Here is a 22,090-nt window from a genome sequence, read left to right on the forward strand (position 1 = left end):
ATGGGCCGGCCACGCGGCCCTCACATATACAGGGGGTACTGTAAATGTTCTACACGCTAACCGCTAACCCGGCTGTCGACATGACGGTTTCGAGCTCTCCGCTCGAGCCCGACGAGAACGTCCGCACCGGCTCGGCCAGCTACACGGCTAACGGCAAGGGCCTCGACGTGTCCTTCGCCTTTAAGAAGATGGGCGTCGACACCGTCGCGCTCGGCTTCTTCGCCGGCTTCACGGGCAAGTTCATCGTCGAGGAGGTCATGAACCTGGGTTGCCTCTGCCGCCCGGTCTGGACCGACGGTATCACGCGCATTAACACCTACGTCAACGATGGCCAGCACGAGTACGGCATCCTGAACCCGGGTGCTCCGATCACGCCGCAGCACCAGGAGGAGCTCTACAACATCCTGGACACCGCGGGCGATCTCGAGTGCCTGATCGTTTCCGGCTCCGTGCCTCCCAAAGCTACGCCTGACTTCCTGGCTCAGGTCATGGAGCACGCTCAGGCTCGTGGCGCCGATGTCGTCTTGGACCTGTCCTCCGACAAGCTCAAGGAGCTCGCTCACAAGAAGCCGCTGCTCATCAAGCCGAACCATCACGAGATGAAGGCCATCTTCGGCGTGCCGGTCGACACCGACGACGAGGTCCGCGTTGCCATGAAGATGGCTCACGACGCCGGCGTTCAGAACGTGCTGCTCACCCGTGGTAGCCGCGGCGACGCTTACTTCTCCAACGGCGAGGACATCTGGTACGCCAAGCGTGAGTTCAACATCAAGCTTGTTTCTTCCGTCTGCGCCGGCGACTGCACCCTCGCTGCGTTCCTGCACAAGTGGTACAGGGATCGCGACAACGTCGAGGAGGCCATGAAGCTCGCTATGGCCACCGGCGCCAACGTTGCCGAGTCCGTCGGCATCGGCGACTTCGGTCACGTCGACGAGTACAGCAAGCGTGTTGCTGTCCGCAAGCTCGATCGTCAGTAATCGAAACGCGACATATTCGTGCGCATGTGGCGCCCCGGTTTCGGCTGGGGCGCCTTTTTGTTCCGCCACGGGGGAGAGGTGTCCCGCCGTACTTCATCGCTTCCACACCGTTCGCCGAGTTGTCCTAGCCTTTTACCGATGCGTGGAATATACTTTCACTAACACGTTGCTTCGTGAAAGGAACATTCATGATTTACACGCTCACTGCAAATCCCGCCATTGACTACAACATCGCCTGCGACGGCCTTACTGCCAATACCGTCACGCGTACCCGCAATGCCGTCTACACGCCCAACGGCAAGGGCCTCAACGTCTCGTTTACGCTTGACCACTATGGTGTCGACACCACGATCCTGGGTTTCTTCGCCGGCTTCTCGGGTGAGTTTATCGTTAAGGGCGCCGAGGCCCTGGGCGTGCCCGTCAAGCCCGTGTGGACCGACGGTATTACGCGCGTCAATGTGTTCCTCAACGCCGGTCCCGACACCGAGTACAACATGGTCAATGCCGGTGCCGCCATCAATGAGGCCAACGAGCAGGAGATGTTTGAACTTATCGATTCGCTCGATGACATGACCTGCCTGGTCATCAGCGGCTCGCTGCCTCCCAACACTTCCGAGGGCTTCTTGGCCGAGGTCCTGCGCCGTGTCAAGGCCAAGGGGGCCGAGTTCGTCCTCGACATCTCGAGCCATCAGCTGGCAGACCTCATTGCTCTGGAGCCACTGCTGATCAAGCCCAATGACGACGAGCTGCTTGACATCTTTGGCATCAAGGTGAGCGGTGGCGACGACGAGTCCGTCAAGGGCGCTATGGCCGAGCTGCACGCCAAGGGCGCCAAGAACGTGCTGCTGACCCTTGGTGGCGCCGGTGCGTACTTCTCCAACGGCGAGCATATCTGGTTTGCCAACCGCACCTTCGACGTCAAGCTGCTGTCGACGGTGTGCGCCGGCGATTCCTCGCTCGCTGCCTTCCTGTCCGTGTGGCACGACGCCCCCGAGCGCGTCGAGGACGCCCTGCGCCTTTCGATGGCCACTGGCGCCAACGTGGTCGAGTGCCCCGGTCTGGGTGATTTTGCCAAGGTGGACGAATATAAGAAGCACATCGAGGTTCGCCAGGTCTGCTAGTTCCGGCACCTTGTCTGAATAGTTTGATTATTTCGCATCCGTCTTAGACTAGGACGGATGCGTTTTTGTTTATCGGACTTGCGTGTGCAGTGGAGGCTGTTTCTTGCTAGACTTCTTGCAGACGCAATCGATAGCCAATTTGATAGTCGCAGGAGGCCATAGGCATGTGCAATGTTTCGCTCAACGGTACTCAACCGTCCGATGCGTCCCTGCGCGTCCTGCGCGCGCTTGAGGCGGCTGGTCTTGAGGCTTGGTACGTGGGCGGTTGGGTGCGCGACGCCCTGATGGGGTACCCCAGCCACGATGTTGATATGTGCTGTAGCGGCCTGTGGCAGGAGTCCAAAGCGGCGCTCGAGGCCGCCGGCATCGCGGTTGTGGAGTCGGGCATTAAATTTGGCGGAATCACGGCTATTTCCGATGGCGAGCGTATCGAGGTCACCACGTACCGTCTGGATGGCTTTTACACCGATGGTCGTCATCCCCAGAGTGTGGAGCGTGCCGCCTCGCTCGAGGACGATCTGGCGCGCCGCGACTTTACCGTCAATGCCATGGCCTGGCATCCCGAGCGCGGGCTTGTCGACCGCTACGACGGTCAGGGTGACTTGGAGCGCAAGCTGATTCGCGCTGTCGGCGATCCCAAGCGTCGCTTTAACGAGGACGCCCTGCGCATGCTGCGTGCGGTGCGCTTTGCCTGCCGTCTGGACTTTATGATTGAGCCCGAGACCAAGCGTGCGCTTGCCGAGTGCGCGCCGCTGCTCGATGCCGTGGCGCGTGAGCGTGTGGGTATTGAGCTCGAGGGCATTCTTTCGACCGGTCATGGGGGAGACGCGATGCTCCGCTATCCCGAGCTCATCTGCGCCGCCGTGCCCGAGTTGGCAGCGGGTCGCGGGTTTGATCAGCGCAGTGTCTATCATGCGTTTAACGTCTACGTGCATATCGCCCGTGTGCTGACGGTGGCGGGGGAGCTCGCGCTGTGTGACGGCGTCGCGCCCTCGTCGAGCCTTATGTGGGCGGCGTTTTTGCACGATGTGTCCAAGCCCGAGTGCTTCACGGTCGACCATGCCGGTAGCGGACACTTCTACGGTCATCCCGAGCTCGGCGCCAAGAAGGCGCGCGTCATTATGGATCGCCTGGCCCTCTCGCACGACTTGGTGCGCGACGTGTGCCTGCTCATCAAATACCATGACAAGCCGCTGCGCCCCGAGCGCTCCTGTCTGCTCAATATGATGCGCGCGCTTTCGGGTGAGGGCGTCGACACGGCCCGCCTGATTGACGAGCTCATGGACCTTAAGCGTGCCGACACACTTGGCAAGGCCCCGTCGTGCTTCTATTATGTTGAGACGATTGAGGAGATGCGCGCGCTGGCGCACGAGCTGCTGAAGGTAGGGGAGCCCTATACGCTCAAGATGCTCGCCATCAACGGCGGCGACCTGATCCGTGCCGGAGTCAAGCCCGGGCCGGAACTGGGTCAGTTTCTCAACTCCGCCCTCGACGCCGTGATCGAAGACGATATTCCCAACGAGCGCGAAGCTCTTTTGGTTCATCTCAACTTGAATTAGCTACCAAGTTTACCTGCGTATTCCATAACCTGCCGACAATTTTTCGGCAATTTGGAATTTCTTCTTGCGCTGACGTTTTTTGTCCCGTAATATATTTCCTCGCAGCACGGCAGTGCAGATGTCATGTGGCCCGTTCGTCTAGCGGTTTAGGACGCCGCCCTCTCAAGGCGGAGATCACCAGTTCGAATCTGGTACGGGCTACCACTTCTTTTCTGCTGAGGCTTATGGCCCGTTCGTCTAGCGGTTTAGGACGCCGCCCTCTCAAGGCGGAGATCACCAGTTCGAATCTGGTACGGGCTACCACGCATCTGATACCCGGACTTCCTATGGAAGGCCGGGTTTTTTATTTTCAAACAATCGTCTGCAATTCCCGTTTGAACCAGAGCTTTGCGTTCTGCCTATGGCCCTTACGGGTACAATATCCAAGATATTTTGACTGTTAGAAGGAGTCTCATGACGGAGTCCTCTCAGCATACGTCTAAGCCCCAGGTCGAGGTTGAGGCCTCGGGCGGAGATGACAATAAGAGCGCACGCCGCGGCGCCATCTTTATCGGCGTCGTGCTGGTGGGTTATATCGTCTATCTGGTGGTAACCGGGCAGATGGGGCAGTTCTGGGCCGCTATGTCGAGCGTCCAGGCGTCATGGCTCGTTGTCGCGTGTCTTTGCATGTTCATGTATCTGTTCTTTGGCATTGTGGCCTATGCGATCGCCGTCTGGCTCGACCCATATTCACCCGTCGGCATCCGCGACCTGATTTCGGTCGAGGCGAGCGGCATCTTCTTTGGCAACCTGACGCCCATGATGATGGGCTCGACTCCCGCCCAGATCTACCGCCTGACCAAGGCGGGCCAAAATGTCGGCGAGGCCGGAGCCACGCAGTTCACGCGCTTTATCGTGTATCAGTTTGGCCTCGTTGCCTGGGGCGCTATCCTACTGCTTGCTCGCATGCCGTTTTTTGCCGAGCGCTATGGCGACATGACGCTGCTGTGCGTCTTTAGCTTTGGTGGGCACTGCTGCATCTTGCTGGGCATCTTCGCCGTCGCGCTCATGCCTAAGACCGTCACGCGCGTCGCCCATTGCATCATCAATTGGCTCGAGCGCATTGGTGTCTCGGCCACTAAGATCGAGGGATGGCGCACGTTTGTCGATGGCGAGATCTACTCCTTCTCCGAGAAGTTCAAGCTTTCAGCCGGACATTTTTCTTCCATGCTGCTCACCGTGTTTATCACCATGCTGCAGCTCGCGTTTTTCTATCTGGTGCCGTATTTCCTGATGCTTGCCTTTGGCCACCACGAGGTCGACTTTTTCTCGGTCATGGCCGCGAGCGCCTTTGTCCAGCTGCTGAGCTCTGCGGTTCCCTTGCCCGGTGGAACTGGTGGCGCTGAGGGCGGCTTTGCATTGTTCTTGGGTCATTTCTTTGGGTCGGCATCGACCGCCGGCTATCTGCTGTGGCGTCTCATTACGTTTATTGCACCGACCATTTTGGCTGCGCCCCTGCTGGGCCTTAAGAGCGCTCACAACGAGAGCATCCATGCGCGCTGGGATCGCGTGATGCGCAAGCTCGGCCGCGCGCCTCAGACGCCCTCTGCGCCCACTAAGCCGCACCCCGCGAATGCTGTTACCGTTGATCCCAAGAAGCAGGCTCAGAAGGCTTCTGGGACCGCTAAGCCGGCTCATAAAGCCTATGTGCGCCAGACAGGCGACGGTATTCGCGTATCTCCGTCGGCACTCAATAAGAAGAAGCACCCTAAGTCGCAGTAGGGCAGTCGTGCGTTCTTCATGATGCGGGGCATATTTGAGCTGTATGGGGGATAATCCTCTTACGTAGATTATCTCTCATCTGTTGATGAATGCTCGCATATCGAAGGGACATGCCCATGGCAACCAGCAAACCGCGTCTTGACCGCCGCATCGTTCGCAGCCGTAATGCCATCCTTTCCGCTTTCGAGCGCCTACTCATGGAAAAGCCGCTGGCAGACATTACGGTGAGTGCCATCGCGCGCGAGGCCAATGTCGACCGCAAGACCTTTTACGTTCACTTTGGCACGGTTGATGGCCTGCTCGATGCCATTGCCGTCGATGTGGTGGAGATGATTGTCGACTCGGTCGAGAAAACGCTTGCTTCCATGGACGGCGACACCAATGAGCGCGCCCTGGGCGCGGCGGCGACCTTCTTTAAAACTGTTAATGAGGCGCTGTGCAACAACCTGGTGCTTAATCGTCAGCTGATCGAGAACATTCCGCTCGATGATTTTATGGCTCGTCTTCGTGCGCCGCTCGAGCACGAGATTGCCGAGCGCGATCTGCTGCCCCAAGGTCTCAAGGACGAGATGTTCGATTACTATCTGGCGTTTTTGCTGTCGGGTATTATCGGTATCTATCGCACGTGGGCGCTGTCTGACGGCTCGGTTCCTATCGAGCGTGTCTCTGAGGTCGCCAACGACCTAACTCTCAATGGTCTGTCGAGTCTGGAATCTCGCTTGGATTAGGCCTAGTTGGGCTCGTCGGCGTGGAAATGCCTGTTCACGAGGTTCTCTGGCGCCTTGTAGACCTCGTCGGCGTAGGAGCTGTAGCCTGAGGATCTTTAAAAGAAAGTCCAGTTTATTCTTCCCACTCCAATTTGGAATCTTCCGATGCGCCTTCGCGCGCTCGCATGACCTCGATACCATGTGAGCGTGCGAAGTCGACGAGCTCTGCGTTGCGGGCGTTTAGGGTGCCGAAGGCGGCGGGGCACACGATAAGGCGCGCGCAGTGGACGAGGAGCTCTTTGGCGCGGGCTATGGTTTTATCCCCAATCGGTTCGAAGGCACGCTCGGCCACGCATTCCGTCGCCAGGTCGCGCGCGAGCTCGCAGTCGATGTCCCCTTCGTGCAGAATGCCCGCGTAGAATGCCTTGCCCTGCCGGATGAGCTGGCGAAACACAGCTGACCCCGTACCTGCGCCGGCGATGACGAACGTGTGCGCATCGCCGTGTGGGCGCCCAATTTCCACGCTGCCGAAGCGCTCGTTGAAGGTGCCATGTTGAAGGCCGTAGAGCTCGCCAATCGTCTCGCGCGTGAATATGTCCTCGGGTGCGCCGGCGCGGAAGACCCGGCCGTCCTTCACGCAAATCACCTTGTCGGCGCTTTTCTGCGCGAGCTCGAGTTCGTGGATGGACATTATGACAGCCACATTCCGCGATTTCGCAAGGTGGCGAAGTATTCGCAGCAGGTCGATCTGGTAGCGGATATCGAGATACGACGTGGGCTCGTCGAGCACGAGCACACGCGGATCCTGCGCGATGGCGCGTGCGAGCATGACGCGCTGGCGTTGCCCGTCGCTTATCTGCATGAAGTCGCGCTCGGCGAGCTCTTCCACATGTGCGGTTTTCATGGCCTCATCGACCCGACTATGGTCGTCGGGCGAGAGTGTGCCCATTCGCCCGGTGTAGGGATGCCTTCCCGCCTCCACGATATCGCGGCAGGTGAGGAGCTCGGTCCGGGGGCGATCTGTCAGCATAACGGCAAGGTTCCTTGCAAACTCCGCCGTCTTCCATCGGGAAATCTCCCGCCCGTCGAGCTCGACCGCGCCGGCAAGCGGTGCCAGATGGCGTGTGATGGTTTTCAAGATAGTCGACTTGCCCGAGCCGTTCGGCCCGATGAGCGCCACGACGTCGCCCGCGCGAACCTCCAGATCGACGCCTTCGACTACGACCTTCTTGTCGTAGCCCGCCGACAGGTCGCTTATGTGGAAAAGCGGCGCTCCGTCAGCCTGCGTTTCGACCGTAGTTTCGAGGTTCGGCTCCGCTCGGAGGAGGCGTTCCGCGCGCAGTTCCGCACGAGCCGAAAGTGCCTTCTGGCGCTTTCGTGCGAGCTCAGGACTGTCTAAGCATGGAATGTCCCCTCCGAGCGTTTTGGGCCGCGGCACGAATTCCCCCATCTACCTCACCCGCTTCTTCAACATGAGCGCGATAACCACCGGCGCGCCGAAGATGGCGGTGACGGCGCTGATGGAAAGTTCGACGGGAGAGAACAGCGTGCGCGCGATCAAATCGCAGCCCGCGCAGAAGATGGCGCCTCCCAAGAAGCACGCAGGAATCACGCGGATGGGCTTCGACGACTTTAGCGCCGACTTCACGAGATGCGGAACCGCGATGCCTACGAACGACACCGGACCAGCGAACGCGGTCACGCAGGCGGAGAGCATGCTCGCTAGAAGGACGAGCACCACGCGGAAGCGTTCGACGTTCACGCCGACGCTTTTCGCGTAGGCTTCTCCCAGCTGGAAGGCGGAAAGGGGCTTCGATATCGCGAATACGCATGCGCTCACGGTGATCACCACGACCGCGATGATCGCGATGTCGTCCCAGCTCGAACCCGAGAAGCTGCCCAAAGACCAATTGTGCAGGTTCACGATGGACTGGTCGTCGGCGAAGGCGATGAGGAAGTTCGTCGCCGCCGAGCAGATGTATCCCACCATGACGCCCGCCACGATGAGCATGGCCATGGAACTTATGCGCCGTGCGATGAGGAGCACGAAGCCGATGGTGATAAGCGAGCCCAGAAACGCTGCGGCCACCATGGCCGGCGAGGACATGGCCTGGTTCGCGCCTAGAAGTACGATCATCGTAAGCGCGACGACGAACTTTGCGCCCGAGGAGACGCCCAAGATGAACGGGTCGGCGATGGGGTTGTTGAAAAACGTCTGCAGCAGGAACCCGGAAAGCGAAAGTGCCCCGCCGAGAAGCACGGCTGAAAGCACGCGCGGCAGGCGAATCTCCCAGATGACCTGGCTTTCCATGGAATTGGCCGCGCCGCCCGAAAGGATGCCGGGGATGTGGTCTGCGGGCACGAGCACGCTCCCGATGCACAGGTTGGCCCCGACGAGCACGATGAGGGCAACAGCGAGCAGCGCCGTCACGACGCGACACCGCGCGGCGCGCCCCGATTCGTCGTATGCCATGGAAAGCCGGCTTCTCATGGCGCTAACCGAGCTTCCTCAGATAATGGAAGTCGCTCGCGTCATCGCCGGTGAACGCCCCGTGCAGCTCGTCGATAATGTCGGCGGTAGAAGTCATCTGCTGGTACATGTCGGCGCTTGTGACCCAGACGTTGCCGTTCTTCACGGCTTTGAACTGCGACAATAGCGCGTTTTTGCCTACGAAGTCGTTCAAGGTGGCAACCGATTCGTCGATGGTGCCGTTGTAGACGATGATGTCGGCATCCTTCGCCGTCGCGTAGAAGCGCTCCATTTCGAGCGTTACTGACGAACCTGACGTCGACGCCGTCTGCGCGTCATCGAGCGCATAGCTGCCGCCTGCAAGCTCGATCATCTGCACCACGTAGTCGCCCGCCCGCCGCGTGACGGCGGCCCCGTTCGAGTTAATGTAGAAATACGCCACGGTTTTACCTGACGACGCGAGCCCCGACGTTTGCTCGACGCGGGCCTTCTGCTCGTTGAACAGGTGCGCGGCCTCGTCTTCCTTGTCGAATAGGACGCCGAAAAGCTTAATCCACTCAACGCGCCCGAGTGCTTCGGGCTCGCTCGACGACTGTTCGGTGAGCACGACGAGCCCGAGCTTCTGCAGCTTTTCCTTCACATCGGGCGTGTGGTTGATCATGGTGTTCTCGATGGCGAGCGTGCAGCCCGAGGCCGATATTCGCTCGTAGTCGGGCGCGCTGTACTTGCCGCCGTAGGCGATCGCCCCACTTTCGAGCGCGCTTTTGAAGCCTGCGACCGAGCAATCGTCGGCCTTCGTGCCCGACATGATGATATTGTCGTTCGCATCGAGCGCGTCGACCAGGCACATCGTCGCCGACGACACAAGGTACACCTTGTCGGCGGGGCGCCTTATGACCGCGATGTCGGAGCTCAACCCATCAGGTACCTTCGCATCTTGCGGCACCACGAGGAAACGCTCCCCATTCGAAACGCAGATAAGCCGCAGACCGCCTTCGAACTCGTCGACAGTGAAGTGCTCGGCGTATTCAAGCTGAAGCGCCCCCGTCGGCTCCCAGCCGCAGCCCAAATCGGCGTTGTGGAAGTCGGCCGCGGCGCTTGAAGCCGTTCCTGCAGGGGAGCCGCCGCTTGCATCGTCGCCCGATTTCTCCTTCATGGTGGATGAGTCGAAGTGGATCGTGTAGTCGATGGTGTGCGGCGTCGACATGGCGACGGTCTCGGCCGACACGGCGATGTCCTCGTCGAGCGTGACGGGTATCTCGAACGTGGAGTTGCCGCCGTCGTTTACGGGCGCGTAGTCCACGCCGTCGACGGTCATCTTGTCGTAGTTCGAACTCGACCAGGTGATGGTCGCGGTGTAGGTGTCGCCATCCTTCACAATTGTGGTGGGTGAGGCGATGCTTGCGCGCCCTGACCCACCGGAAAGCGAGACACTCACAGTGTATTCCTGAGAGCCCGCCGTGCCACCGGTCGCGTTCGGGCTCGCACTGCACCCCGCGAAGGGAAGCGCGAGCAGGGCGACGAGAACGCAGGTGATCGCGCGCGCCGCGATGCTGTGGCGCTTCCTGTTTTCCCCCTTGGGGAGAATCGACCGCATGGCGTTACTTCAGTGCGTCGGCGCGCAGATCGACGCCGGCGGATTCGAACACAAGCGTGCGGTCGTACCACTGCTCTTTTCTAATACTCCACGCGGCACAGGCGGTGTCCTCGTCGAGCGCATCAACGGGCACGTCGTAGGTGTACTTGCCTTCCGCGTTTTCCACATAGGGGATGAAGTCGGCCTCGCTCGCGGCGGCAGCCTCGTCGCCCGTGCCCATGAAGAGCTTGCCGTAGCCCGTGCCGGAAAGCGTCATCACGCAGTGCATGGAGCCGTTTTCCACGATGAGCTGGGCGTCCACAATCCTGAACATGTTCGAGCTGGAATCTACGGTGATCGGATAGGTGCCGTCGGCCACCTTGTCGGCGGTGATGGGGGCAGCGCTTGCACCCTCGGTCGCATCGGCCGCCTGCTCGGTCTTTTCCTGGGAATCGGCATCGCTTGCCTTTGCGCTGTCGCTTGAATTTCCGGCGCAGCCGGCGAGCGAGAACGCGAGAAGCGCCGCCGACAGGGCGAAGACGAGGGTTTTCTTCAACATGGAGGGGTTCCTTTCAATCGCTTCGACCGCCCGCGCCGTGCGGTGGGCGGGCGGGATGCGAATGCAACGGGCATGCGCCGTCGGTCGGGGAAGGCGCATGCCCGTTGCACGGGGACGCGACCGGCGCCCCCGTGCGCGGCGAGTTTAGAGCTTGGCGATGGCGTCGTCCACGTGTGAGACGTAGATGTCGTCGACCGCGACGTTCTGTCCCAGACCCTGGAGCAGGCACGTCACTTCGAAGCCGGCGGCCACGAACTTCGCAGCCCAGCTGTCAGGGTCGGTCTCGTCTGCCATGTCGTTGTTCGCGTGGTCGCCCGCGACCACCATGAACGGCGCGAGCACGGCCTTCTTGTACCCTGCGGCGCTCGCGGCGGCGATAACATCCTCGCAGGTCGGTTCAGCCTCGACGGTGCCGACGAAGAACTGCGTCAAGCCCTCGTTCTTGAACACTTCCTGCATCTTGGCATAGTCGGCGTTGGAATCGGCTTCGGTGCCGTGGCCCATGAGGCACAGCGCCGTCTTGCCGTCGTCGAAGGACGCCATGTTCTCCTTAATGGCTGCGGCCACCTTCTTGTAGTCGTCGTCGGAGGTGAGCAACGGGTCGCCGAGCGAGATCTTGTCGAACTTGTCGGCGTACTTGTCGAGCTCGTCTTTCACGTCGGTGTATTCCAGGCCGCCCATGAGATGCGTCGGCTGCACGACGATTTCCTTCACGCCGTCTTTCACGCAGCGGTCGAGCGCCTCGGTCATGTTGTCGATCGTGATGCCGTCGCGCTTCTTCAGCTTGTCGATGATGATCTGCGCGGTGAAGGCGCGGCGGATGTCGTAGTCCTGCCAGTACTTCTCGCGGATAGCGTCTTCGATGGCGCCGATGGTGATGTGGCGCGAGTCGTTGTAGCTCGTGCCGAAGCTCGTGACGAGGATGACCGGCTTCACGGCCTTCTCCTTTTCGCTCGATTTCTCGGAACTTGCGGAGGTGCTGGAGCAGCCCGCGAGCGTGATTCCGGCGAGCGCGACGGCTCCGGTTGCTGCGGCGCCCATGAAGCTGCGGCGTGACATCTGGTCGGACATGGTTTTTCCTTTCCTCGGTTTGCCGGTCCCCCGGCGACAGTTGCTTGTCGGCACAAGCGAAAGAAAAGCGCACCCCTCGGGGTTCACAAGGAGCTAACGCCACGGCGATGCCGTGAGGAAAAGGCGAAGCAGTCTGGCTTGGGGCGCGAGGCGGTTCGCCCGCGCGTCCTATACAGTAATGTCCCTTGCCCAGGATTCCCACCTGGTTCCCTCCGCAAGCCAGCGCGGGCTGTGCGGACGCCGCGCCGGTCATTTCCTTTTATCCGATTGTCATATGCTCGTTGCCGAATCTTTTACTATGATAGTGGGCACTTGTGAACGTGTCAAAGCCAGGGCGGGCGGCATTGCGCCTCCTGCCTGCGTATTTGCGCCGATTGCCGCTTCGGGCGCCGTGTTTTGCCCGCTGCGCGAATGGCGGCGTAAACGGTTGCGATGAGAAACGGGAAGGGAAGGCTCGGATGATTCATATCGTTGGCGCAGGCTCGGGCGCCGCCGACCTTATCACGCTGCGCGGGGCTCGTCTTCTGCGCGCGGCCGACGTGGTCGTTTGGGCGGGTAGCCTTGTGAACCCCGAGCTGCTCGCCGAGTGCAAGGAATCCTGCATCGTCTACGACAGCGCGCACATGACCTTGGAGGAAGTGCTCGACGTGATGTGCGCGGCAGATGCGCGGGGCGAGGAAGTGGTGCGCCTGCACACGGGCGACCCGTGCCTGTACGGCGCCATCCAGGAGCAGATGGACGCGCTCGACGCGCGCGGCGTGGACTACGAGGTGGTGCCCGGCGTGTCGAGCTTTTGCGGTGCCGCGGCGGCGCTTCGCCAGGAATACACGCTGCCGGGAATCAGCCAGTCGGTCGTGATCACGCGGCTTTCCGGGCGCACCCCCATGCCTGCGGGCGAGGGCATGCGCACCATGGCGGAAAGCGGCTCGACTATGGTCATCTTCCTGAGCTCGGGTATGCTCGCCGAGCTTTCCGCCGAGCTTTTGGCCGCGGGCCGCAGCTCCGACGAGCCGGCGGCGCTCGTGTATAAGGCGACCTGGCCTGAGGAGCGCGTGGTGCGATGCACAGTGGGCACGCTCGCCGATGCGGGCGCGCGAGAGGACATCGACCGCACGGCGCTCGTGGTGGTGGGCCGCGTGCTCGGAGCTCGCGGCGGGCTTGCGCACGACGGCGCGCAAGCGGAGTCGTACGAGCGCAGCAAGCTTTACGACCCTTCGTTTGCCACGGGGTATCGGAAGGCGAGCAGCTAGCGTGGCCTTCGAGCACTACATATATACCGGGACGACCCGCCTGCGCTGCGGCTACACCACGGGGAGCTGCGCCGCTCTCGCGGCGAAGGCGGCCTGCGAGATGCTCTTGTCACGAAAGACCGTCGGCCGCGTGTCGATCGTCACCCCCGGCGGGCTGCCCGTCGAGACGGACGTGGTCGACGTATGCATCGGCGAGGGGTGCGCCCAGTGCGCCGTGCGAAAGGACGCAGGCGACGATGCCGATGTGACCGACGGCGTGCTCGTGTACGCGCTCGTGGAACATGCGGGGCCGGGCACGGGCGCTGCGGGCAACAAGGGCGTGCCCGCGCGCGAATCGGAAGTTTCCGTCGATGGCGGCGTGGGCGTGGGGCGCGTGACGTTGCCCGGGCTCGAGCAGCCGGTGGGGGCGGCCGCCATCAACGCGACGCCGCGCGCGATGATCACTTCGGCGGTGCGCGAGGTGTGCGCCGCGCACGGCTTTTCTGGAAATATTGCTGTGACGATTTCGGTACCCGAGGGTGTTGCCCTTGCCGAAAAGACCTTCAACCCGCACCTGGGGATAGAGGACGGCATCTCCATCCTGGGTACGACGGGCATCGTCGAGCCGCGCAGCCTCGCTGCCTTGCGCGACAGCATCGAGCTCGAGATCCGGCAGCATGCGGCTATGGGTCGGCGCGGAGTCGTGCTCACGCCCGGCAACTACGGCGGGCAGTTCATCTCGGGGCATTTCCACCTAAACGGTGCGCCGGTGGTCTTCATCTCCAACTTTGTGGGCGATGCGATTGATTGCTGCGTTCGCGAGGGATTTACCAATGTCCTTCTTGTGGGACACATCGGCAAGCTAGTGAAGGTCGCGGGCGGCATCATGGACACCCATTCGCGTACCGCCGACTGCCGCGCGGAGATTCTGGCCGCCCACGCGGCCTTGGCCGGCGCGGGCGCGAAGACCGTGCACGAGATCATGTCGTCGGTCACGACCACGACGGCGCTTGAGGTAATCGAGGCCGCCGGCGTGGGGGACGCTGTGCGCGCCTCGCTCGCTGCGGCAATCGAGGACAGGTTGCGCCGCCGCGCGGCGGGCGCATGCGACATCGCCGCGGTCGTGTTCGACGCCGGGCGCCGCGAGCTTTTCCGCACGTCGGGCGCCGATGCTGTTATCGGGGAATTGGGGGCGACGTATGAGTAAAGGCGTGCTGTACGGGGTGGGCACGGGGCCTGGCGACCCCGAGCTGCTCACGATCAAGGCCGTCCGCACAATCGAATCGTGTCCGGTCATCGCCGCACCGCAGACGGCGGACGGGGCCATGGTCGCGCTCGACATCGTGCGCGGCGCCGTCGACCTTACAGGCAAGACGGTGATCCCCGTGCGATTCTCGATGACGCGCGACGTCGCGCGCCGCGCGGCCGAGCATGCCTCGCTTGTTCGCGAGCTTGTCACGCACCTGGATGCGGTCCGCGACGTCGCGCTGCTGAACCTGGGGGACCCGAGCATCTACGCCACCTTCCAGCGCATAGCGCCCGACGTGCGCGCCCGCGGGTTCGAGGCGCGCGCCATTCCCGGCGTGCCGAGCTTCTGCGCGGTCGCCGCGGCGCTCGAGCGCGACCTCACGCCCGAGATGTCGTCGCCTCTGCACATCGTGCCCGGCGGCTACGACGACGTGCGCCGCGCAATCAGCTGGCCGGGGACGAAGGTGGTCATGAAGGCGCGCCGCTCGCTTGCGGACACGAAGTGCATCCTTCGCGAGGAGGGCGCCTTCGACGGTGCCGAGCTCGTAGAGGACTGTGGGCTTCCGGGCGAGCGCGTGTACCGCTCGGTCGACGATGTGCCCGATCGGGGCAGCTACTTCTCGACAATGGTGGTGCGCTAGATGAGGGTTTCCTGCATAGCGTTCACTGAGAGGGGATATGCGTTGGCGGAGCGCACCGCACGCGCGCTTTCCGATTGCGCGCAGACAGGTGAAGATGACCCTGGCTGGGACGTTTCCGTTTCGCGCGGGTTCGGCGAGGGGAAGGCCGACCTGCGCGCATGGACGGCGCTCGCGTGGGAAGCGTCGGACGCGCTCCTGTTCGTGGGCGCGGCGGGCATCGCCGTGCGGGCGATCGCGCCGCATGTCGCCTCGAAGGCAAGCGATTCCGCGGTTGTGGCGATCGACGAGGCGGGGCGCTTTGCCGTCCCGCTTTTGTCGGGGCATTTGGGCGGTGCGAACGAGCTTGCGCAAACTGTGGCACGCGCGGCAGGGGCCATCCCCGTCATCACCACGGCGACCGACGTCCGCGGCGTGTGGGCGGTGGATACGTGGGCGCGCTGTGCGGGGCTCGCCGTTTCGAATCCCGAGGCCATCAAGCGAGTGTCGGCGCGGCTGCTTTCGGGCGGGCGCGTGGCGCTCTATTCCGACATGCCGATTTCGGGACAGCCGCCTGAGGGGGTTGACATTGCGTCCGACCGCGCTCGGGCCGATATCGTCGTGTCGCCGTTCGCTGGCGCGAATGCAGGTGCGTCCGTTCGCGCAGCGGAGACGACGGGCGATGTCGTGCCCGCCGGTGAGACGGGGAAGCCGGCGGGCGTGCGGGCGCAGGCGCCTGCGCCCGAGCCGCTTCGCCTTGTCGTGCCCTGCATCGTTGCGGGCATAGGGTGCCGTCGCGGTGCGTGCGCCGAAGCGATCGGGGAGGCGTTTCTTCTCGCGTGCGGGCAGGCGGGTATCTCGCCTTCGGCCGTGCGCGAGGCGGCGACGATCGACGTGAAGGCGCACGAGGAGGGTCTGCTCGCCTTCTGCCGCGCGCGCAAGATTCCGCTTGCGACGTATTCCGTAGAGGAGTTGTCGCAGGTCGAAGGCAGCGTTTCACCATCTGATTTCGTGCGCGCGACGGTGGGGGTCGACAACGTGTGCGAGCGCGCGGCGCTCGCGGACGGGGGCAAACTTATCTTCCCGAAGCTCGCTCACGGCGGCGTGACCGTCGCGTTTTCCAAGGTAACTATCGAACTTTCGTTTAAGGAGCTGTGATGGGAAAGCTCTTCGTGGTGGGGATCGGCCCGGGCGGCCCCGACGGCATGACGATTGCGGCTCGGCGCGCGCTCGAGGCGGCCGACATCGTTGTGGGGTACACGAAATACGTGGAGCTCGCGCTCGCCGCCGTGCCCGACGCGGCGCATCTCGCGACGCCGATGATGCACGAGGTCGAACGGTGCCGCCTGGCGCTTTCGCGCGCGCAGAGCGGAGAAGCCGTGGCGCTTGTGTGCAGCGGTGACGCGGGCGTGTACGGCATGGCGAGCCCCGTGCTGGAGCTTGCTGAGGACTTCCCCGATGTAGACGTGGAAGTTATCGCCGGGGCCACCGCGGCTCAGAGCGGGTCGGCGGTGCTCGGCGCCCCGCTTGCCCACGACTTCGCGGTCGTGTCGCTCTCCGATCTGCTCACGCCGTGGGAGGTCATCGAGCGCAGGCTCGCCGCCGTGGCGAGCGCCGACTTCTGCATCTGTTTGTACAACCCGCGCAGCAGAAAGCGCGCCGACAGGCTCTCGCGCGCGGCGAAGATTATGCTCGAATGGAAGGCCCCCGACACGCTCTGCGGCTGGGTACGCAACATCGGGCGCGAGGGGCAGCAGTCGGGCATGTGCAGGCTCTCCGAGCTGGGGGAGTTCGACGCCGACATGTTCACCACCGTGTTCGTCGGCAACGCGGACACGAAGCGCGTAGGCGGCCGTATGGTCACGCCGCGCGGGTATCGGGAGATTCCATGCGAAAGGTAACGATCATCGGGGCGGGGCCCGGAAACCCCGACTTGCTCTCGCGCGCGGCGCTCGACGCGATCGACATCGCCGACGTGGTCATCGGCGCTCATCGCGCACTTGTCGGCATCGACGTGCCGCCCGACGTGGTGAGATGCGAGCTCGTTAAGACGGCGGACATCGTCGCCGCGCTCACCGATGCGGCGTCGTGGCAGCGCGCCGTGGTCGTGATGACGGGCGATGTGGGGCTGTTCAGCGGCGCGCGCCGCCTGGTGGAGGCGCTCTCCGGCGACGCGCAGGTGGACGTGCGCGTCATTCCCGGCATAAGCTCAGCGTCGTATCTCGCCGCGCGCCTCGCGCGTCCATGGCAGGATTGGCGCTTCGTGAGCGCTCACGGCGTGGCGTGCGACATCGTGGCCGAGGCCGAGCGCGCAGGTGAGCTCTTCCTCGCCACGTCGGGCGGGGAAGACCCCTCGCGGCTTTCGGGCGAGCTTGTGCAGGCGGGCTTCGAGGACGCGCGCGTGACGGTGGCCGAGCGCCTGTCGTACCCCGACGAGCGCATCACCTGCGCGACCGCAAGTGAAATCTCAGGTCAGACGTTCGACGACTTGAACGTGATGCTTATCGAGTTCGCAGGCTGCGCCGGGTCGCCTGCGAACTCTAGTGCAGCCTCCGAGGCGCCGGCTGGCGCATCTGCGCCCGCGGCGGCTTCTTTCGTGGCGGACTCTGCGGGCGCATTCCACGCCGCGAGCCCCCGCTGGCCGTACGCTTCCTCGGGCATTCCCGACGAGCTCTTCATCCGCGGCGACGTTCCCATGACCAAGCAGGAGGTGCGCGCCGTCGCGCTCGCGAAGCTGCGCCTTACCGCGACCGACACCGTGTGGGATGTCGGCGCCGGCACGGGGAGCGTGTCGATCGAGGCGGCGCTCGTCGCGCGAGCGGGGTCGGTATGGGCGGTCGAGCGCAACGCGGCCGGCGTGCGGCTCATCCGAGAGAACGCGGATGCATTCGGGTGCGGCAACGTGCATGCGGTCCCCGGTGTCGCCCCCGAAGCGCTCGCGAAACTGCCCGACCCCGACGCCGTGTTCGTCGGCGGGAGCGCGGGCGAGCTTCCCTCCATCGTGGAGGCGGCGCTCGAGAAGAACTCGCAGGTTCGCCTGTGCGTGCCATGCGTCACCGTTGAGACGCTCACCGAGGCGTGCGCGCTCCTCTCGGGTTCGCGCTTTAAGGAGTTCGAGGCGTGCCAGGTGTCGGCCGCCCGCGCCGAGGCTGTAGGCTCGCACCATCTTATGAAGGCGCAAAACCCCGTGTTCCTCGTCAGCGCGCGTGGTGCGGGCGCGGATGCCGAGGAGCTTGCCGATGTCGGGGCGCTTGTTGAGTCACCTGTCGGGGAGGACCCCTCTGCCGAGGGGAAACCATCCGTTGAGGTGGTCTCGCTTGCTAACTGCAACGCCGCAGGTGGGGAAGGCGGCGCCCGGTGAGCACGTCCATCCCGCGCTTCATGGTCGCTGCGCCCTCGAGCGGGAGCGGCAAGACGGTCGTCACGTGCGCGCTCCTGCGCGCGCTCGCGCGTCGCGGCCTTGCATGCGCGGCCTTCAAATGCGGACCCGACTACATTGACCCGCTCTTTCATCGCCGCGTCGTGGGTGCGCGCTCGGGCAATTTAGACGGCTTCTTCACCGACGCCCCGACGCTGCGCGCCCTGCTCGCACGCGGCGCCGCGGGCGCGGATGTCGCGGTGCTCGAGGGGGTTATGGGCTTCTACGACGGCATGGCGCCCGGCGTGGCCGACGCGAGCAGCTACCAGGTTGCGCGCGACACGGAAACGCCGGTCGTTTTAGTGGTGAACGGGCGCGGGGCGTCTTTATCGCTCGCCGCCGCAATCCGCGGCATTGCCGAGTTCCTGCCTTGTGCGAACGTGCGCGGCGTCGTGCTGAACAAGACGAGCGCCGCTGCCTGCGCCTACGCGGCGCCTGCGATCGAGAAGCACACGGGCGTCGCGGTTTTGGGGAATATCCCCGCCGACGAGGCGTTCTCGCTCGAAAGCCGGCATCTGGGGCTTGTGACCGCCGACGAGGTCGAGCAGCTCTCCGCGCGCATCGACAAGATGGCCGAGCTGGTGGAAAAGAGCGTCGACGTCGACCGCTTGCTCGAAATAGCGGTGACGGCACCCGATATCCGCGAGGAACCTTACCGGTTGGAGCCGATCGCGGGAGCGCGGCCCATCGTCGCCGTCGCGCGTGACGAGGCGTTCTCGTTCTACTACGAGGAGAACCTGCGCGCGCTCGAGGACCTGGGTTGCGAGCTGGCCTTTTTCAGCCCCTTGTGTGATAGCGAGTTGCCCCGGGGGACAAGCGCCCTCTATCTGGGGGGCGGCTACCCGGAACTCCATGCGCGGCAGCTCTCCGAGAACGCGCCGATGCGCGAGGCGGTGCGGCGCGCGGTGGAATCCGGCATGCCGACGGTCGCCGAATGCGGTGGGTTTCTGTACCTGCAGCGCGAAATCGCCGATACCGAGGGGCGGCGCTGGCCTGTTGCGGGCGCCCTTGAGGGCGCAAGCGAGAACGGGGGAAGGCTGTCCCATTTCGGGTACGTGGAGCTTACTTCCCAACGCGACGGGCTCTACGGGCCGCGCGGCACACGCATCCGCGCGCACGAGTTCCACTACTGGCAGTCCACCTGCCCGGGCGGCGACTTTTGGGCGCAGAAGCCCCGGCGCGACAAGGGCTGGCCGTGCATGACGACCACCCTGTCCCTGGTGGCGGGCTTCCCGCATGTGTACTATCCTGCGAACCCCGACGTTGCGCGCGCGTTCGCGTCTGCCGCAGCGTCGTTCGCAGAGAGGAGGCGGCATGGCTGAAACAACCGAAACCGCGCTTGCCTGCATCCGCGAGGAAGTCGAGCGAGCGTTCTCGTCGGCTCCGGGCGCCGTGCTCGAAGCCGCGCTCTCCCGGATCGCGCCTGCAGACGAGTGCGCCCGCGCCGCCGCGTACGCCGCGTGGGACTCCATCGCGCACCCCTTGGGGGGATTGGGCGACTTTGAAGACGCTGTCGCGTGTATCGCCGCAGCTCAGGGGAGCGCCGAGGTGGCCGAGTTTCCTCGTGCGCTCGCGGTATTCTTCTCCGACAACGGGGTCGTTGCCGAAGGCGTGTCGCAAAGCGGACAAGACGTGACGCGAGCCGTCGCGCGCAACATGTGCGAGGGGGCCACGAGCGCCTGCCGCATGGCGGCGTTCGCGGGTGCCGAGGTCGTGCCCGTCGACGTGGGTATGGCTCGGGGCATAGAAGACGCGCGCATGGTGCGCGCGAACGTGCGGCGGGGGAGCGGCAACATCGCGCACGGCTCCGCTATGTCTCGCGATGGGGCCGTGCGCGCGATCGAGGTCGGAATTGCCGTCGCGTGCGGGCTTGCCCGCGCCGGCGTGCGCCTTCTCGCCGCGGGCGAGATGGGCATCGGCAACACGACCACCTCGGCGGCGGTGGCCGCAGTGCTCATCCGGGCGGACGCGCGGAGCCTTGTCGGGCGCGGCGCGGGGCTCTCGGACGCCTCGCTCGCGCGCAAGCGCGACGTGGTCGAGCGCGCTATCGACGCGAACTCGCCCGATCCCGCCGACCCGATCGACGTGCTCTCGAAGGTGGGCGGCTTCGACATCGCTGCGATGTGCGGCTTCTACCTGGGGGCCGCGGTCTCGAAGGCGCCGGCGCTCCTCGACGGGGTCATATCCTGCACGGCGGCCCTGTGCGCGGCGCGCCTGTGCCCCAACGCCTTGGGCTACCTCGTGGGCACCCACGCATCAAGCGAACCCGCAAGCCGGGAGCTCCTTCGCGAGCTCGGCATAAAGGCGCCCCTCGACGCAGGCATGCACTTGGGCGAGGGCGCGGGCGCCATGGCGTATCTGCCCCTTCTGGATTCGGCGCTGCGCGTGTACCGGGATGGGAAGACGTTCACGGCGACTGGCATGGCTGCTTACGAGCATTTCGAGGCCGGGAAATGACGGTGACGCTCGTCATCGGCGCCGCCGCGAGCGGCAAGAGCGCCTACGCCGAGTCCCTGTGCCTCGGGCACGACGGCCCTCGCGTGTACCTGGCAACGATGGAGCCCTTCGGGGAAGAGGGCGCCCGCCGCATCGCGCGCCATCGTGCGCTGCGCGAAGGCAAAGGGTTTTCCACCCTCGAGTGCTCGCGTGACGTGGGCGCCGCAGCGCCCGGGCTTCCGCGCGGCTGCACACTTCTTTTGGAGGACGTGGGCAACCTGGTTGCGAACGAGCTCTTCGCGGAAGGCGGCTTGTCCCCGCGTGACCCTGACGCTGCGGCGCGCGAGGTACTCGGAGGCATCGAACGGCTCGCTCAGGCCGCTGCGTATACGGTAGTGGTCACCGTCGACGTGTTCGCCGATGGGATGCGCTACGATGAAGGGACCGAGGCATGGAGGCGCGCGCTCGCGCGCGTGAACGCGGGCGTGGCGGCGCTGGCCGACCATGCAGTCGAAGTGGTATGCGGGATTCCCGTGTGGATGAAAGGCGAAGGACCTACAAGGTGAAGATAGCAGAGGCAATCGGCGCGGCGTTCGGAACGTTCTCGCGCATCCCCGTCCCGAAATCGGCCTGGACCGATTTCGGGTCAACCCATGCACTTGCCGCGTTTCCCCTGGTGGGCCTTGCGGAAGGCTTCCTCATGACGGCGTGGGGGTACGTGGCGAACCTGCTCGGCGTGCCCGCGACCATCGTCGCGGCCGTGCTCGCGGCGCTACCTGTGGCGGTGACGGGAGGCATCCACCTAGACGGGCTCTGCGACACCTCCGATGCGCTTGCAAGTTGGGCCCCGCGCGAGCGAAAGCTCGAGATCATGCACGATCCGCGGGCGGGCGCCTTCGGGGTCATCGGTGTTGTTGTGTACCTTATTCTGCAGTTTTCCCTGTTCACCGCGCTGCCGCTTACGGCGGGAGCGTTCCTCGCGCTTCTGTGCTCGCTCGTGTTCTCCCGCGCGCTTTCGGGACTCGCCGTTGAATGCTGGCCTGCCGCGCGGGCGGACGGCATGGCCGCGGGGCTCTCGCCTGCGAAGAAGCGCGCGGCGATCGTCGTGCCGCTTTGCGCTTTCGCTGCGGCTTCGGCTGCAGGGATGGTCGCGTGCGCTCAGGCCGTCGGCGCCTTTATGGCGGTGGCGGGGCTTTTGGTGCTCGCGTGGTACCGCCATGTTGCCCTGACCCGCTTCGGCGGGGTGACGGGGGATTTGGCCGGATGGTTTCTGCAATGGGCCGAGCTCGCGATGCTTGCCATGCTGGTGGTGGGGGGCATGCTCCTATGATGCTCGTGGTA

20 protein-coding genes and 2 tRNA genes are annotated in these 22,090 nt (G+C 64.1%); 17 read left to right on the forward strand and 5 right to left on the reverse strand.

All coding sequences use genetic code 11. The features are described from left to right. Positions 1-44: 44 nt before the first annotated feature. The 7 genes from DWZ52_RS01455 (at position 45) to DWZ52_RS01485 (ending at position 6,146) form a co-directional block, all read left to right on the forward strand. Complete coding sequence (locus tag DWZ52_RS01455) at positions 45-977, forward strand: 1-phosphofructokinase family hexose kinase (protein WP_006233969.1); 933 nt, start codon at positions 45-47, stop codon at positions 975-977. A 188-nt stretch (positions 978-1,165) separates the two neighbouring features. Then, positions 1,166-2,098 (forward strand): 1-phosphofructokinase family hexose kinase, encoded by a 933-nt coding sequence (locus DWZ52_RS01460; protein ID WP_006233968.1) that lies wholly within the window; start codon positions 1,166-1,168, stop codon positions 2,096-2,098. A 164-nt stretch (positions 2,099-2,262) separates the two neighbouring features. Continuing rightward, the gene (locus DWZ52_RS01465; RefSeq protein WP_118384722.1) at positions 2,263-3,657 is read left to right on the forward strand and encodes a CCA tRNA nucleotidyltransferase; all 1,395 of its coding nucleotides are present in this window, start codon (positions 2,263-2,265) and stop codon (positions 3,655-3,657) included. 127 nt (positions 3,658-3,784) lie between these two features. Beyond that, positions 3,785-3,861: transfer RNA gene (locus DWZ52_RS01470), tRNA-Glu, on the forward strand. Positions 3,862-3,883: 22 nt separating this feature from the next. Next, positions 3,884-3,960: transfer RNA gene (locus tag DWZ52_RS01475), tRNA-Glu, on the forward strand. A gap of 150 nt (positions 3,961-4,110) precedes the next feature. Continuing rightward, positions 4,111-5,418, forward strand: a complete 1,308-nt coding sequence (locus DWZ52_RS01480; protein WP_118384723.1) for a lysylphosphatidylglycerol synthase transmembrane domain-containing protein — start codon at positions 4,111-4,113, stop codon at positions 5,416-5,418. 116 nt (positions 5,419-5,534) lie between these two features. Next, the gene (locus DWZ52_RS01485; protein ID WP_157757975.1) at positions 5,535-6,146 is read left to right on the forward strand and encodes a TetR/AcrR family transcriptional regulator; all 612 of its coding nucleotides are present in this window, start codon (positions 5,535-5,537) and stop codon (positions 6,144-6,146) included. Positions 6,147-6,258: 112 nt separating this feature from the next. Here DWZ52_RS01485 and DWZ52_RS01490 read toward each other — a convergent pair whose 3' ends face one another. From DWZ52_RS01490 to DWZ52_RS01510, 5 genes are all read right to left on the reverse strand, one after another. Next, positions 6,259-7,575, reverse strand: coding sequence for an ABC transporter ATP-binding protein (locus DWZ52_RS01490; protein WP_118384725.1), 1,317 nt, complete (start codon positions 7,573-7,575; stop codon positions 6,259-6,261). Next, complete coding sequence (locus DWZ52_RS01495) at positions 7,576-8,616, reverse strand: iron ABC transporter permease (RefSeq protein WP_233547229.1); 1,041 nt, start codon at positions 8,614-8,616, stop codon at positions 7,576-7,578. It abuts the gene before it with no gap. Positions 8,617-8,620: 4 nt separating this feature from the next. Then, on the reverse strand, positions 8,621-10,192 hold the full coding sequence (locus DWZ52_RS01500; RefSeq protein WP_147352131.1) for an ABC transporter substrate-binding protein: 1,572 nt from the start codon (positions 10,190-10,192) through the stop codon (positions 8,621-8,623). 4 nt (positions 10,193-10,196) lie between these two features. Beyond that, positions 10,197-10,730 (reverse strand): hypothetical protein, encoded by a 534-nt coding sequence (locus tag DWZ52_RS01505; protein ID WP_118384727.1) that lies wholly within the window; start codon positions 10,728-10,730, stop codon positions 10,197-10,199. Between the two features lie 144 nt (positions 10,731-10,874). After that, on the reverse strand, positions 10,875-11,801 hold the full coding sequence (locus DWZ52_RS01510; protein ID WP_117639389.1) for a sirohydrochlorin cobaltochelatase: 927 nt from the start codon (positions 11,799-11,801) through the stop codon (positions 10,875-10,877). Positions 11,802-12,259: 458 nt separating this feature from the next. Between DWZ52_RS01510 and cobM the strand changes: the two genes are divergently transcribed. Genes cobM through DWZ52_RS01560 form a run of 10 tightly spaced genes read left to right on the forward strand, consistent with a single transcriptional unit; the run spans position 12,260 to position 22,079 of the window. Next, positions 12,260-13,051 carry a precorrin-4 C(11)-methyltransferase gene (gene cobM, locus DWZ52_RS01515; RefSeq protein ID WP_118384728.1) on the forward strand — a complete coding sequence of 264 codons (792 nt, stop codon included), beginning with the start codon at positions 12,260-12,262 and terminating at the stop codon, positions 13,049-13,051. Between the two features lies 1 nt (position 13,052). Next, complete coding sequence (gene cbiD, locus DWZ52_RS01520; RefSeq protein ID WP_233547230.1) at positions 13,053-14,237, forward strand: cobalt-precorrin-5B (C(1))-methyltransferase CbiD; 1,185 nt, start codon at positions 13,053-13,055, stop codon at positions 14,235-14,237. A gap of 16 nt (positions 14,238-14,253) precedes the next feature. Continuing rightward, positions 14,254-14,919: a precorrin-2 C(20)-methyltransferase gene (cobI, locus tag DWZ52_RS01525; protein ID WP_199579056.1), complete on the forward strand. Its 666-nt coding sequence runs from the start codon at positions 14,254-14,256 to the stop codon at positions 14,917-14,919. Then, positions 14,920-16,053, forward strand: coding sequence for a cobalt-precorrin 5A hydrolase (locus tag DWZ52_RS01530; protein WP_118384730.1), 1,134 nt, complete (start codon positions 14,920-14,922; stop codon positions 16,051-16,053). Continuing rightward, entirely contained in the window at positions 16,053-16,796 is a 744-nt protein-coding gene (gene cobJ / locus DWZ52_RS01535) for a precorrin-3B C(17)-methyltransferase (RefSeq protein ID WP_118270307.1), read from the forward strand. Before DWZ52_RS01530 ends, cobJ begins: the two co-directional genes overlap by 1 nt. Next, positions 16,784-18,256 (forward strand): precorrin-6y C5,15-methyltransferase (decarboxylating) subunit CbiE, encoded by a 1,473-nt coding sequence (gene cbiE / locus DWZ52_RS01540; RefSeq protein WP_118384731.1) that lies wholly within the window; start codon positions 16,784-16,786, stop codon positions 18,254-18,256. Before cobJ ends, cbiE begins: the two co-directional genes overlap by 13 nt. Then, positions 18,253-19,635, forward strand: a complete 1,383-nt coding sequence (locus tag DWZ52_RS01545; protein WP_233547231.1) for a cobyrinate a,c-diamide synthase — start codon at positions 18,253-18,255, stop codon at positions 19,633-19,635. Before cbiE ends, DWZ52_RS01545 begins: the two co-directional genes overlap by 4 nt. Beyond that, entirely contained in the window at positions 19,628-20,770 is a 1,143-nt protein-coding gene (locus DWZ52_RS01550; protein WP_118384732.1) for a nicotinate-nucleotide--dimethylbenzimidazole phosphoribosyltransferase, read from the forward strand. Before DWZ52_RS01545 ends, DWZ52_RS01550 begins: the two co-directional genes overlap by 8 nt. After that, a complete protein-coding gene (locus DWZ52_RS01555; RefSeq protein ID WP_118384733.1) occupies positions 20,767-21,315 on the forward strand; it encodes a bifunctional adenosylcobinamide kinase/adenosylcobinamide-phosphate guanylyltransferase in 549 nt (182 codons plus the stop codon). Before DWZ52_RS01550 ends, DWZ52_RS01555 begins: the two co-directional genes overlap by 4 nt. Continuing rightward, positions 21,312-22,079, forward strand: coding sequence for an adenosylcobinamide-GDP ribazoletransferase (locus DWZ52_RS01560; RefSeq protein WP_158572387.1), 768 nt, complete (start codon positions 21,312-21,314; stop codon positions 22,077-22,079). The genes DWZ52_RS01555 and DWZ52_RS01560 overlap by 4 nt, the downstream gene beginning before the upstream one ends. Positions 22,080-22,090: the final 11 nt, after the last annotated feature.

The sequence above is a fragment of the Collinsella sp. AF33-16 genome (assembly GCF_003475325.1).
Taxonomy (GTDB): Bacteria; Actinomycetota; Coriobacteriia; order Coriobacteriales; family Coriobacteriaceae; genus Collinsella.